11 protein-coding genes are annotated in these 12,906 nt (G+C 73.0%); 7 read left to right on the top strand and 4 right to left on the bottom strand.

Annotation, left to right across the window (positions count from 1 at the left end; translation table 11 throughout):
- Nucleotides 1–68 precede the first annotated feature (68 nt).
- Nucleotides 69–1,055 carry an aldo/keto reductase gene (locus ACXNSR_RS16175; RefSeq protein ID WP_458642712.1) on the bottom strand — a complete coding sequence of 329 codons (987 nt, stop codon included), beginning with the start codon at nucleotides 1,053–1,055 and terminating at the stop codon, nucleotides 69–71.
- Nucleotides 1,056–1,158: 103 nt separating this feature from the next.
- On the opposite strand from ACXNSR_RS16175, the gene ACXNSR_RS16170 reads away from it, so the two are divergent.
- The gene (locus ACXNSR_RS16170; protein WP_458642711.1) at nucleotides 1,159–2,535 is read left to right on the top strand and encodes a CoA transferase; all 1,377 of its coding nucleotides are present in this window, start codon (nucleotides 1,159–1,161) and stop codon (nucleotides 2,533–2,535) included.
- Nucleotides 2,536–2,656: 121 nt separating this feature from the next.
- Here the strand turns inward: ACXNSR_RS16170 and ACXNSR_RS16165 are convergent, their stop codons facing one another.
- Nucleotides 2,657–3,166, bottom strand: a complete 510-nt coding sequence (locus ACXNSR_RS16165; RefSeq protein ID WP_458642710.1) for a GNAT family N-acetyltransferase — start codon at nucleotides 3,164–3,166, stop codon at nucleotides 2,657–2,659.
- A gap of 38 nt (nucleotides 3,167–3,204) precedes the next feature.
- Here ACXNSR_RS16165 and ACXNSR_RS16160 point away from each other — a divergent pair, with 38 nt between their 5' ends.
- Nucleotides 3,205–4,008: an exodeoxyribonuclease III gene (locus tag ACXNSR_RS16160; RefSeq protein WP_458642709.1), complete on the top strand. Its 804-nt coding sequence runs from the start codon at nucleotides 3,205–3,207 to the stop codon at nucleotides 4,006–4,008.
- On the opposite strand, the gene ACXNSR_RS16155 is transcribed toward ACXNSR_RS16160, so the two are convergent.
- Entirely contained in the window at nucleotides 3,990–4,718 is a 729-nt protein-coding gene (locus tag ACXNSR_RS16155; RefSeq protein ID WP_458642708.1) for a MerR family transcriptional regulator, read from the bottom strand. The two genes, ACXNSR_RS16160 and ACXNSR_RS16155, sit on opposite strands and share 19 nt — an antisense overlap.
- 194 nt (nucleotides 4,719–4,912) lie before the next feature.
- Between ACXNSR_RS16155 and ACXNSR_RS16150 the strand changes: the two genes are divergently transcribed.
- From ACXNSR_RS16150 to ACXNSR_RS16135, 4 genes are all read left to right on the top strand, one after another.
- Nucleotides 4,913–6,607: a flavin-containing monooxygenase gene (locus ACXNSR_RS16150; protein WP_458643316.1), complete on the top strand. Its 1,695-nt coding sequence runs from the start codon at nucleotides 4,913–4,915 to the stop codon at nucleotides 6,605–6,607.
- Entirely contained in the window at nucleotides 6,604–7,536 is a 933-nt protein-coding gene (locus ACXNSR_RS16145) for an alpha/beta fold hydrolase (protein ID WP_458642707.1), read from the top strand. Before ACXNSR_RS16150 ends, ACXNSR_RS16145 begins: the two co-directional genes overlap by 4 nt.
- Nucleotides 7,533–8,417, top strand: a complete 885-nt coding sequence (locus tag ACXNSR_RS16140) for an SDR family oxidoreductase (protein ID WP_458642706.1) — start codon at nucleotides 7,533–7,535, stop codon at nucleotides 8,415–8,417. The genes ACXNSR_RS16145 and ACXNSR_RS16140 overlap by 4 nt, the downstream gene beginning before the upstream one ends.
- Nucleotides 8,418–8,493: 76 nt before the next feature.
- A complete protein-coding gene (locus ACXNSR_RS16135) occupies nucleotides 8,494–8,673 on the top strand; it encodes a hypothetical protein (protein WP_458642705.1) in 180 nt (59 codons plus the stop codon).
- Between the two features lie 118 nt (nucleotides 8,674–8,791).
- Here ACXNSR_RS16135 and ACXNSR_RS16130 read toward each other — a convergent pair whose 3' ends face one another.
- Nucleotides 8,792–12,061: a S41 family peptidase gene (locus ACXNSR_RS16130; protein ID WP_458642704.1), complete on the bottom strand. Its 3,270-nt coding sequence runs from the start codon at nucleotides 12,059–12,061 to the stop codon at nucleotides 8,792–8,794.
- A 152-nt stretch (nucleotides 12,062–12,213) separates the two neighbouring features.
- Between ACXNSR_RS16130 and ACXNSR_RS16125 the strand changes: the two genes are divergently transcribed.
- Nucleotides 12,214–12,804, top strand: a complete 591-nt coding sequence (locus tag ACXNSR_RS16125; protein ID WP_458642703.1) for a TetR/AcrR family transcriptional regulator — start codon at nucleotides 12,214–12,216, stop codon at nucleotides 12,802–12,804.
- Nucleotides 12,805–12,906 lie beyond the last annotated feature (102 nt).

Here is a 12,906-nt window from a genome sequence, read left to right as displayed (position 1 = left end):
CGGCATCCTCGTCGGGGTGATCCGCGACACCTCCATGGCTCCCGGCGCGTGGAGCCGCAGCCAAGAGGTCAGTGGGCCGCGTCGAGCTTCGTGCGCTGGTCCGGGGTCAGGTCGAGGTCCACCGCGGCCAGGCTCTCCTCCAGCTGGGCCACCGAAGAGGCCCCGACGAGGGGGAGTACCGGGATGTCACCGCCCATCAGCCAGGACAGCACCACCTGGTTGACGGTGGCCCCGGTCTCGGCGGCCACCTCGCGGACCGCGCGCAGGCGCGGCTCGGTGCCCGCGTGGTCGAAGCCCGGGCCCAGCGGCTTGTCGTCGCGGACGTAGGCGCCGGCGATCAGCGGGGAGTACGAGACCTGCGTCAGCGACGGGTTGTCCCGGAGGTAGCTGAGCAGGTCACCGCTGACCAGGCCCTGGTTGCCGTCGGGCGAGCGCAGGCTGGGGACGTCGGTGCGCTGGCGCAGGTAGCTGTGGTGGTGCTGGAGCACCTCGTAGCCGGGTACGCCGGCCGCCGCGGCCAGCGCACGGGCGCGCTCCACCCGCCAGGCCCAGTGGTTGCTGGCGCCGAGCAGGCCCGCCGTGCCGTTCGCGACGACCTCGGCGAACCCCTGGACTGTCTCCTCCAGTGGCGTGTTCTCGTCCATGATGTGCGCGTACAGCAGGTGGATGCGCTCGATGCCGAGCCGCTCCCGGCTGCGCTCCGCGGACTCCCGGATGACCTTCGCGGACAGGCCCTCCACATCCAGACTGAAGCCGCTGGTAGGCCGGTTGGGACGGGCTCCCAGCTTGGTGGCGACGGTGATCGCGTCCCCGGCACCGCGGCTGCGCAGCCAGCGGCCGACCAGTTCCTCGCTCTCGCCGCCCTGGGTGCCGTTGACCCAGAAGGCGTAGTTGTTGGACGTGTCGATGAAGGTGCCGCCCGCTTCCGCGAAGCGGTCGAGGATCGCGTACGAGGTGGCCTCGTCGACGGTGGTGCCGAAGGTCATCGTGCCCAGGCTCAGCACGCTCACTTCGCGGCGGGTCTCGGCGGCGGTTCCGATGACACGGTATTTCACGGTGATGGTGCCCTTCGCTCGGCGGGGATCTGTCGACGGATGATCGTCGAGGAACCCGCTCCGGGCAACGAGATAAGCCGACCGGGCGCGCAATCATGGGTTCATGACGATCGGTGAGGAACGGGACGGCGCAACGGCCCAGGCCTGGGAGGCGCTCGGCGGGGCGCCCGGGCTCGTCGGGCGGGTCCGCTACCGCGGAGCAGGCGACCTGGCGCAGGGGCCGCTGCCGGTGGCCGAACTGGCGCGCGCGACCGTCGGGGTGTGCGGGCTGGCCGCGGCCGAGCTGGCCGCGGTGCGGGCCGGGGGCGCGGCGTCGGACGCGGCCCCGCCGGTGGTGGACGAGGGCGCGGTCGCGACGGCGTTCGTCAGCGAGCGGCACCTGCGGGTCGAAGGACGCGCACCGGTGACCTTCGCGCCGTTGTCCGGCTTCTGGCGGACGGCGGACGGCTGGGTGCGCACGCACGCCAACTATCCGCACCACGAAGCCGCCCTGGTGCGGGCGCTGCGGCTGCCGTCGGCGACACCGGAGGCGGTGGGCGCCGCGGTCGGGGGACGGACGGCCGTCGAGGTGCAGGAGCTCGTCTACGGGGCGGGCGGACTCGCCGTCGCCGTGGCACGGGAGTACGGAGATCCGCAGCCGCTCATGGAGCCCGTACGGGAATCGGGGGCGCGGGGTCGGCCCCTCGGCGCGGCCCCGGCCGGCCGGCCCGCCGCGGGGGTGCGGGTGCTGGACCTGACCCGGGTCATCGCCGGGCCCGTCGCGACGCGCACGCTCGGACTGCTGGGGGCGGACGTGCTGCGGATCGACCCGCCGGGGCTGCCGGAGGCGGACGACGCGTACGCGGACACCGGCTTCGGGAAGCGGTCGGCGCTGCTGGACCTGGCGGCGGCGGGGGACCGGGCCGTCTTCGAGGGGCTGCTCGCCGAGGCCGACGTGGTGGTGTCGGGCTACCGGCCCGGGGCCCTGGAGCGGTACGGGTTCGGGGCGCGGGAGCTGCTGGACCGGTGGCCGGGGCTGGTGGTGGCCGAGCTGTGCGCGTGGGGGTGGCGGGCGCGGGGACCGTGGGCCGGGCGGCGGGGATTCGACTCGCTGGTGCAGGCGGGGTACGGGATCGCCGCGGCGTGTTCCGGGCCGGACGGGAAGCCCGGGGTGCTTCCGGCGCAGGCGCTGGACCACGGGACCGGGTATCTGGTGGCGGCCGGCGTGCTGCGGGCGCTCGCGGAGGGGGGCGGGCGGGGGCTGCGGTTCTCCCTCGCCGGGACGGGGTCGTGGCTGGTGCGGGGGCTCTCCCGAGCGGGGGCGGGTGCGGGGGCGGGGGCCGGCGCGGGTGCGGGGGCTTCGGGGTATGCGGCGGAGCCGTGGCTGCGGGAGACCCGGTCGGGGTACGGGGTGCTGCGGCACGCCGCCAGTCCCTTCGGGGAGTGGGGGGTGGGGCCGTCCCGGTGGGGGACGGACCGGGCCGGCTGGCTCCCGCGGTAGGGGGCGGCGCCGTCGCCGGGGGCGCTGCCCCCGGACCCCCGCGCCTCAATCGCCGGCGGGGCTGAAAGGTCGCCTCAAACGCCGGCGGGGCTGAAAGAGGCGGCGGGGCTGAAAGGTCGCCTCAAACGCCGGCGGGGCTGGGTCGGAGGGGCTTGGTCATGCAGCGGCTGGAGTCGTAGAAGCGGTAGTGGCCGAACTTCGCGGACAGGGCGTAGCCCGAGGAGAGGTACAGGGCTATCGCCTCCGGCTGCTGGTCGCCCGTTTCCAGGACCATGCGGTGGCGGCCCGCCGCGCGGGCGTCCTCCTCCAGGACCGCCAGGATGCGGCGGGCGAGGCCGAGGCCCCGGGCCTCCGGGACGACGTACATGCGCTTGAGCTCCGCGTCGCCGTTCGCGTAGCCCTCGTCGTTCTCGTCCTGGGTGCGCCAGCCGCCGCTCGCCACCGCGGTGCCCGCGGCGTCGTACGCCAGCAGGTACAGGCCGCGCGGCGGGACGAACATCGCCGGGTCCAGGAAGGTGGCGTCGCCCTCACCGCCGTACCGCTCCTGGTACTCCAGCTGGACCCGGTCATCGAGTTCGACCGCGTCCGGGTGGTCGTACGGCACGGTGCGGAGGTCTATCCGGTGAGACATTCGAATATCGTACGGAACCCTCCCGCTATGGTGCTGGGATGCTCACAGTGACCTCCGTGAATGTGAATGGGATCCGCGCCGCCGCCAAGAAGGGCTTCGGGGCGTGGCTCGAGGGATCCGACGCCGATGTGGTCTGCCTGCAGGAGGTACGCGCCGAGGAGGGGCAGATCCCCGAGGACGTCCGGACCCCCGCGGGCTGGCACACGGCCTTCGCGCCGGCCGCCGCCAAGGGGCGGGCCGGGGTCGCGCTCTACACGCGGCGGGCGCCCGAGCGCGTGCAGGTCGGGTTCGGAAGTGAGGAATTCGACACCGCCGGGCGGTACTTGGAGATCGACCTTCCGGGGGTGACCGTGGCCAGCCTCTACCTGCCCTCGGGGGAGGCCGGGACGGAGAAGCAGGACGAGAAGTACCGGTTCATGGACGAGTTCCTGACCTACCTGGCGGCGCTGAAGGAGCGGGCGGCCGCCGACGGCCGCGAGGTCGTGGTGTGCGGTGACTGGAACATCTGCCACCAGGAGGCCGACCTCAAGAACTGGAAGACGAACCGGAAGAACGCGGGCTTCCTCCCCGAGGAGCGGGCGTGGCTCGGCAAGGTGTACTCGGAGGCGGGCTACGTCGACGTGGTGCGGGAGCTGCACCCGGACACCGAGGGGCCGTATTCCTGGTGGTCCTACCGGGGGCGGGCCTTCGACAACGACGCCGGCTGGCGGATCGACCTCCAGGTGGCCACCCCCGGGCTGGCGGCGAAGGCCGTGAAGGCCTTCGTGGAGCGGGCCGAGACGCACCCCGAGCGCTGGTCCGACCACGCGCCCGTGACCGTGGTCTACGAGCTGGGTGCCTGACCGGAGCCGGTGTCGGTGTCGGCGGCAGGGGCGTGGGCGCCGCCCGAGGCCAGCAGGCGGTCCATCGCCATCATCAGCTCGGCCTCGACCACGCTCTTCGCCAGCGGGCGCAGCCGGGGCAGCGCGTCCGGTGAGATGTGGGCCGATATCAGCTCGGTGAAGAGCACGGCCATCGCGTCCGCGTGCTCGCGGACGCGGCGGCCGGCCTCCAGGACGGCCGCCAGCGGGACGCCCTCGCGGACCAGGGCCGAGGAGACGTCCAGCAGGCGGCGGCTGACGTGCACGATCACGTCGCCGTCGACGGCGAGGTAGCCGAGGTCCAGGGAGGCCGCCAGGTTCTCCGGGGTGACCTCGCCCTCGAAGTAGTCGGCCAGCGCCTCAGGGGTGAGCCGGACGGGGGTCTCCTCGGACCAGCCGATGCCGAGCAGCTCGCCCAGCTGGCCGACGTCGCGGCCGCTCTCGAAGGCGGCGGTCAGCTCGGCGATGCCGCCGAGGGTGTGGCCGCGTTCCAGCAGGCCGGCGATGGTGCGCAGCCGGGCCAGGTGGTGGTCGTCGTACCAGGCGATCCGACCCTCGCGGCGGGGCGGTGGGAGCAGTTTGCGCTCCCGGTAGAAGCGCAGGGTGCGGACCGGGATGCCGGCCGCTTCGGCCAGTTCCTCCGTGCGGTACTCGCGCACCGTCTTCGTCGCTCGCGTCTCTTCCTTCGCCACAGTCGCACCTTATGGCGTACCGGCAGTAACTTTCCGGGTCCGCCCCCTACCCATGAGTACGGAGCTGCTCTACCCTCCCGATTGTGCCAGTGATTGCTGGCAGTGTTTCGATGGTGCGGTGCGATGCGGTGTTGCGGTGCGTGGCTGGGACTGCGGATGAGCGGAAGGCGGCGGGCATGGGTGGTACGAGCGGCATGGGCGGACGCGAGCACGTACGGGTGGCGGTGATCGGGTCCGGATTCGGTGGGCTCGGCGCGGCCGTACGGCTGCGGCGCGAAGGGATCACGGACTTCGTCGTACTGGAACGGGCCGACTCGGTCGGCGGCACCTGGCGCGACAACAGCTATCCCGGGTGTGCGTGCGACGTGCCCTCCCACCTCTATTCGTTCTCCTTCGCCCCCAATCCCGACTGGCCGCGGACCTTCTCCGGACAGCCGGCCATCCGCACCTACCTGGAACACGTCGCCGACACCTTCGGACTGCGCCCGCACATCCGGCTCGACTCCGAGGTGCGGATGATGCGCTGGGACGCGGAGGAGCTGCGCTGGGAGATCGAGACCTCGGCCGGTGAGCTGACCGCCGACGTCGTCGTCTCCGCGACCGGGCCGCTGTCCGACCCGAAGATGCCGGAGGTCCCCGGGCTCGCCGAGTTCCCCGGGAAGGTCTTCCACTCCGCCCGCTGGGACCACGACTACGACCTGCGCGGCAAGCGCGTCGCCATGATCGGTACCGGCGCCTCCGCCATCCAGATCGTGCCGGCCATCGCCCCCGAGGTGGAGCGCCTCACCCTCTTCCAGCGGACCCCGCCGTGGGTCATGCCGCGCACCGACCGGGCCATCACCGCCGGAGAGCGCTGGCTGCACCGCCAGCTGCCCTTCACCCGCGCGGCGCGGCGCGGGCTGCTGTGGGGGATCCGGGAGCTGCAGGTCAGCGCCTTCACCAAGCGGCCGAACCAGCTCGGCCTCATCGAGTCCCTGGCCAGGGCCAACATGGCGCGCTCCATCAAGGACCCGGCCCTGCGCGCGAAGCTGACGCCCTCCTACCGGATCGGCTGCAAGCGGATCCTGCTCTCCAGCGAGTACTACCCGGCCCTGGCGCGGCCCAATGTGGACCTGGTCGCCTCCGGGCTCAAGGAGATCCGCGGCTCGGTGCTGGTCGCCGCCGACGGGACCGAGACCGAGGTCGACGCGATCATCTTCGGCACCGGCTTCCACGTCACGGACATGCCGATCGCGGACCGGGTGGTGGGCGCGGAGGGCCGGACCCTCGCGGACACCTGGAAGGACGGGATGCAGGCGCTGCGCGGCGCCACCGCCGCGGGCTTCCCCAACTGGATGACGATCATCGGGCCGAACACCGGGCTCGGGAACAGCTCGATGATCCTCATGATCGAGTCGCAGCTCAACTACATGGCCGACTACCTGCGCCAGCTCGGCATGCTGGGCGGGCGGGTCGCGCTCGGCGCCCGCCCCTCCGCGGTGAACCGGTGGAACCGGCAGGTGCAGGCCCGGATGGAGCGGACGGTGTGGAACACCGGCGGCTGCACCAGCTGGTACCTGGACGCGCAGGGCCGGAACACGACGGTCTGGCCGGGCACGACGGGAGAGTTCCGACGGGAGACGCGGAGCGTCGATCTGGCGGAGTACGAGGTCCTGCGGGTGGCGGAGCGCGAGCGGGTCCCCGTGGCCGTCGCGGCCGGCGTCTCGGCTGCCGCCGGGCCGAAGCCGGGTCGCTCCCGCGAGGGCTCCGCGGGGTCCGGTGCGGCGCCGTTGCCGGGGGCGCTGCCCCCGGACCCCCGCGCCTCAAACGCCGGCGGGGCTGGATTTGCCCCCGGCGGGGCCTCGAATGCCGGTGAGGCTGGAGTCGACGCGGCGGAGGGGGGCGCGTGAGTCGGTTGACGCACGTCGCCTCCGGGCCCTACGCCCCGCCCGTCGCGCGGCGGGAGCTCGTCGCCGTCTCCGCCGACGGGGCCCGCCTGCACGTCGAGGTCCACGGGGACGAGGAAGCGCCCGCCGTGGTGCTGGCCCACGGCTGGACCTGTTCCACCGCCTTCTGGGCCGCTCAGACCAGGGCCCTGGCCGCCACCCACCGGGTCATCGCCTACGACCAGCGCGGGCACGGGCGCAGCCCCGCCGTCCGGGCGGCGGGTCACAGCACCACCGCCCTCGCCGACGACCTGGTGGCCGTCCTGGAGGCCACCCTGGCCCCCGGGCAGCGGGCGGTCGTCGCCGGGCATTCCATGGGCGGGATGACGATCATGGCGGCCGCGGGCCGGCCGGAGTTCGCCGAGCGAGCCGCGGCCGTACTGCTGTGCAGCACCGGCAGCTCCCGGCTGGCCGCCGAGGCGCTGGTCCTGCCGGTGCGCGCCGGGCGCCTCCGGACCCGTGTCACCGGCGCGGTCCTCGGCTCGCGCGCCCCTCTCGGGCCGGTCACGCCGGTGGCCCGGAAGGTCCTCAAGTACGCCACCATGGGCCCCGGTTCCGCGCCGGACAAGGTCGAGGCGTGCGCCCGTATCGTCCACGCCTGCCCCACCGGGGTGCGGCACGCGTGGTCCCGGGTGCTGGCCGAGCTGGACCTGGACGCCGAGGTGGCCCGCCTCACGGTGCCCACCGCCGTCATCGGCGGCACCGCCGACCGGCTCACCCCGATCGTGCACGCCCGGGGACTCGCCGCCGCGCTGCCGAACTGCGTGGGGCTGACCGAGCTCACCGGTATGGGGCACATGACCCCGGTCGAGGCCCCCGAGGCCGTCACCGGCGCCCTGCGCGAGCTCGCCGATCTGTATCTCGAAACCACCGCGAAGGAGAAGACGACGTGAGCGCTCGCAGGAGTCTGGAAGGCCGGGTCGCCGTCGTCACCGGCGCCGCCCGCGGTGTCGGCGAGCTGCTCGCGCGCAAGCTGTCGGCCCGCGGAGCGAAGATCGCCCTCGTCGGCCTGGAGCCGGAGGCCCTCAAGGAGGTCTCCGAGCGGCTGCACACCGACAGCGACCACTGGTACGCCGACGTCACCGACCACGAGGCCATGTCCCGGGTGGCCGAGGAGGTCAAGCAGCGCTTCGGCAAGGTGGACATCGTCGTCGCCAACGCGGGCGTGGCCGCCGGCGGGCCGTTCGCCGACTCGGACCCGGCCGCCTGGCGCAGGGTGATCGAGGTCAATCTGATCGGCGGGGCCGTCACGGCCCGCGCCTTCCTGCCCGTACTGACCGAGAGCCGCGGCTACTTCCTCCAGATCGCCTCGCTGGCCGCGATCACCCCGGCACCGATGATGACCGCCTACTGCGCCTCCAAGTCCGGGGTCGAGGCCTTCGCGCACTGCCTGCGGGCGGAGGTCGGGTACAAGGGGGTCGGGGTCGGCGTCGGCTACCTCTCCTGGACCGACACCGACATGGTGCGCGGCGCCGACCAGGACGAGGTCATGCGGGAGTTGCGCCAGCGGCTGCCGTGGCCGGCCAACCGCACGTACCCGCTGGGGCCGGCCGTCGACCGGATCGTCGCCGGCATCGAGCGGCGCTCGCCGCACGTGTACGCGCAGTGGTGGCTGCGCGGCATGCAGGGGGTGCGCGGCTACCTGCCGGGGATGATCGCGACGGTCGGACAGCGCGACATGAAGCGCTTCGGACCGCGCCTGAGCGGCGTCTCCAAGGGGCTCGTCGGGGCCGGCGGGGCGGCGGACGAGAAGGAGCGCACACAGAGTCACTGATCGAAATGCGACCTTTGTCCGCCCATGCAAGTCTGGTCGAGGCCCCACCACCGACACCCCTCATGGAGTGAACAGCATGGGCATCAAGGACCAGTTCCAGGACAAGGCGCAGGAGCTCAAGGAGAAGGCCCAGAAGGGCCAGAAGCAGCCCGGCAAGGGCCCGCAGGACGAGAAGGCCCGGCGGAGCCCGCAGCCGAAGGACTCGCCGCAGCGGTCCTTCGACGACATCCGGGACGAGCTCGACGACCGGACCTAGGCTTCTGGCCCGACCGTCATCCGACCGTCACCGGGCCCGCATTCGGCGCCGAGGGGCGCGATCCCCGCAGTCCGGGGATCGCGCCCCTCCCGCATGCCCCTGCTCACCCGGTGCCTGCTCACTCCCTCGGCGGCAGCTTCGGACGGCGCCGGTCCGGTACGTCCGTGTAGCCGGGCGGCATCGCGGCCGGGTCCTGTTCGAGCAGCTCCAGCGCCAGGTGCACGGCGTCGTCCATCTGGGCGTGCCGCCCCTCCGCCCAGTCGAGCGGGGTGCGCAGGATCTCGAAGTCCGGCTCCACGCCGTGGTTCTCCACCGACCAGCCGTACTCCGGGAACCAGGCGGCGTTCATCGGCACCGTGATCACCGTGCCGTCGCCGAGGGCGTGCCGGCCGGTCATGCCGACCACCCCGCCCCAGGTGCGCTGGCCCACCACCGGTCCCAGGCCCAGCAGTTTGAAGGCCGCCGTGATCATGTCCCCGTCCGAGGAGGTCGCCTCGTCGGCCAGCGCCACGATCGGGCCGCGGGGCGCGTTGGAGGCGTAGCTGACGGGCTGGGCGTCGCGCGTCAGGTCCCAGCCGAGGATGGAGCGGGTGAGCTTCTCCACCACCAGCTCGCTGATGTGGCCGCCGGCGTTGCCGCGTACGTCCACGATCAGCGCGGGCCGGGACATCTCCATGCGCAGGTCGCGGTTGAACTGCGCCCAGCCCGAGCCGCCCATGTCGGGGATGTGCAGGTAGCCGCAGCGGCCGCCGCTGAGCTCCCGGACCACCTGCCGCCGCTTGGACACCCAGTCCTGGTAGCGCAGCGGCCGTTCGTCGATCAGCGGGACGACGGCGACCCGGCGGGAGCGGCCGGAGCCCTCCGCGGGCTGGAAGGTCAGCTCGACCGTGGTGCCGCCCGCTCCCGCGAGCAGCGGGTAGGGGCCGGCGACCGGGTCCACCGGCCGGCCGTCCACGTGGGTGAGCACCGCGCCCTCCCGGATGCCGGTGCCGGCGAGCGGGGAGCGGGCCTTGGAGTCGGAGGACTCGCCGGGCAGGATCTTGGCCACCACCCATGTCCCGTCCCGGGCGACCAGGTTGGCGCCGAGCAGGCCGATGGCGCGCTGGTAGTGCGGGGGTCCCTCGTTGCGGCGGGCGGGGGAGACGTAGGCGTGCGAGGTGCCGAGTTCGCCGAGGACCTCGCGCAGCAGGTCGGCGAACTCGTCGGGGGAGGCGACCCGTTCGACCAGGGGGCGGTACTGGCGCAGTACGCCGTCCCAGTCGATGCCGCACATGTTCGGTTCCCAGAAGTAGGCGCGGATGATCCGCCCGGCCTCCTCGAAGGCCTGGCGCCACTCGGCCGCCGGGTCCACCTCGTGCAGGATGCGGCGCAGGTCCAGGTAGACCGTCGAGTCGCTGTCGCCCGACTCGGTGGCCGGGACGGCGCGCAGGTCGCCGTCGTCGTTGATCACGAGCCGGGTGCCGTCACCGCTGACCGCGAACCAGTCCAGTCCCGAGGCCAGTTCGCTCTTGCGGGCCTTGGTCAGGTCGAAGTGCTCCAGCGTGGGCTTGCCGCTGATGTCGTTGGGGTTGGCGAAGGTCTCGCCGAGCGCGCCCGAGATCGGCCAGCGCAGCCAGACCAGTCCGCCGCCGTTGACCGGGTACAGGGCCGAGTACTTGGACGCGCTCACCGGGAACGGGGTGACCCGGCTCTCCAGCCCCTCCACCTCCACGGTCACGGCGCCGCCGTCGCCGGAGTTGTCCGATTCGCCCTCGACGGGGTCCAGGCCGCCCGCCGCGGGCCGCCCCTCGGCGGAGAGCGCGAAGGGCGAGGGGGTCGCCGAGGACAGCGGCACCAGGTACGGGCGGCAGCCCAGCGGGAAGGACAGGTCGCCGGTGTGCACGTCGTAGACCGGGTCGAAGCCGCGCCAGGACAGGAAGGCCAGGTAGCGCCCGTCCCGGGTGAAGACGGGGTTCTCGTCGGCGAAGCGGCCGTTGGTGACGTCGACGACGGTGCGCGCGCCGGGCCCGGAGATGCGGGCCATCTTGATCTGCCGCAGCGAGCGCCCGATGCCGGGGTGCGACCAGGTCAGCCAGGTCCCGTCGGGGGAGAAGGCCAGGTCGGTGACGGGGCCGTTGATGGACCGGATCAGCTCGGTGACCTCGCCGTTCGACTCCTCCGACGCGTCGACGAGCAGCAGCCGCCCGTCGTTCGAGGCGATGGCGAGGCGCTCGCCGTCCGGGTCCGCGAGCAGCTCGGTCACCCGGCCCAGCTCGCCCGAGGCCAGCCGGCGCGGCTGCCGGTCCCCGGAGGCCCGGGGCAGGTAGGCGATCTCGATCGCGTCCTCGCCCTCGGCGTCGGTGACGTAGGCGACCTGTCCGCCGCTGCCGAGCATCTCCGGCAGCCGCACGCGTACGCCGGGGGTGTCGGCGATGGTCCGGGCCGGGCCGTCGCGGTGGGTCAGCCAGTACAGGCTGCCGCGCACCACGACGGCGCTGGCCCGCCCGGTGGCGTCGACGGAGAGCGAGTCGACGTGGCTGGCGGCCGGCACCTGGTAGGTGCGCCGGCCGGCGCGCGGGCCGCCGAGGCGGACCTGGAGCTTGCGCGGGGCGGCGCCCCGGTCCAGGGAGTCGACGAGCCAGAGGTCACCGGCGCACTGGTAGACGATGCGGGAGCCGTCGCTGGAGGCGTGCCGGGCGTAGAACTCCTCGTGATCGGTGTGGCGGCGCAGATCGGTGCCGTCGGGCAGGCAGGAGTACAGGTTGCCGATGCCCTCGTGGTCGGAGAGGAAGGCGATCCGGCCGCCCACGAACATCGCGGCGTCCAGGTGCCCTTCGAGGCCCTCCAGGAGCTGGCGCCCGTGCAGCCAGAGCCGGCCCATGGCGCCGCCCCGGTACCGCTTCCAGGCGGCGGGCTCGTGCGGCGGCTTGCCGGTGAGCAGCAGGCTCTTGTGCTCGCCGTCGATGTCGGCGACCTGGATGTCGGACACGGGCCCCCAGGGCAGACGTCCGCCGGGACTGCCGTCGACGGGCAGTTTGTAGGCCCAGGAGAAGTAGGAGAACGGCTGTTCGTGCGAGGAGACGGCGAGGATGTTGCCGTCGGGGTCCCAGCCGCAGACGCGGGTGTCGGTGGCGCCCCAGTGGCTCAGCTGGCGGGCGGGGCCGCCGTCGACGGGGGCGAGGTGGATCTCGGGGTCGAGGCTGCGCCAGGTGGTGAAGGCGATGTGCCTGCCGTCGGGGGAGAAGCGCGGGTGGCCGACGCGGGTCCGGTCGACGGTGATGCGCCAGGCCCGTCCGGGTGCGTGGCCGTCGGGGACCAGCGGGGCGACCCAGAGGTCGTCCTCGGTGGCGAAGCAGAGGAGGTCGTCGTGCAGGTGCGGGAAACGGAGGTACGCGACGTCGTGACTCACCCCCCAATGCTTTCCGCGCAGGGGGGCCCTGGCAACTCGTACAGGTGATCCATGCCACTCCCCCAAGCGAAACGGAACGGTTTCGTTTCGCTTGGGGTGGGGGTATCGTCGTAGGTGTACGGAACAGTTTCGCTTCGACGGGAGGCACGGACATGACCGAGGCGATGGCGGCCCGGCGTAGCCGGATCACCCCCGAGCGACAGGCCGAACTGCACGAGGCGGTCCTCGACCTCCTGCGTGACGTCGGCTACGAGGCGCTGACCATGGACGCGGTCGCCGCCCGTACGAAGTCCAGCAAGGCCACCCTCTACCGCCAGTGGGGGAGCAAGCCGGAGCTGGTCGCCAAGGCCCTGCGCTGCACGCAGCCGGTCTCGCTGCGCGAGATCGACACGGGCAGCCTGCGCGGGGACTTCGCACGCATGGTCGAGCACTCCGACGACGCGCAGATGGCCAAGGACACCGCACTGATGCGGGGGCTGGCCCATGCCGTCCACGAGAGCCCGGAGCTGCACAAGGCCCTGCGCGACCTGCTGGTCGACCCGGAGATCAACGGTCTCCAGGCGATGCTGCAACGCGGGGTGGACCGGGGCGAGATCCGCCCGGACTGTCCCGCGCTCGACTTCGTACCGCACATGCTCATCGGGGCGTTCATCGCGCTCCCGCTGATCGAGGACCGCCCGGTGGACCGGGCCTTCCTCGGTGACTTCATCGACGCCGTGGTCTTCCCCGCCCTCGGCGTCTGATCCTCACTCCTCCCCGTCCCCGGTACCGCCCTCTGCTGCTCCTGACACACCGCTCTCGTCGTCGGGCCGGCTCTTCACGCCCTGATCCGATCCGGATCCATC

Source organism: Streptomyces sp. NC-S4, assembly GCF_054353315.1.
The sequence above is the reverse complement of the archived record's forward strand: the minus strand, read 5'-3'. Positions and strand labels throughout refer to the sequence as shown.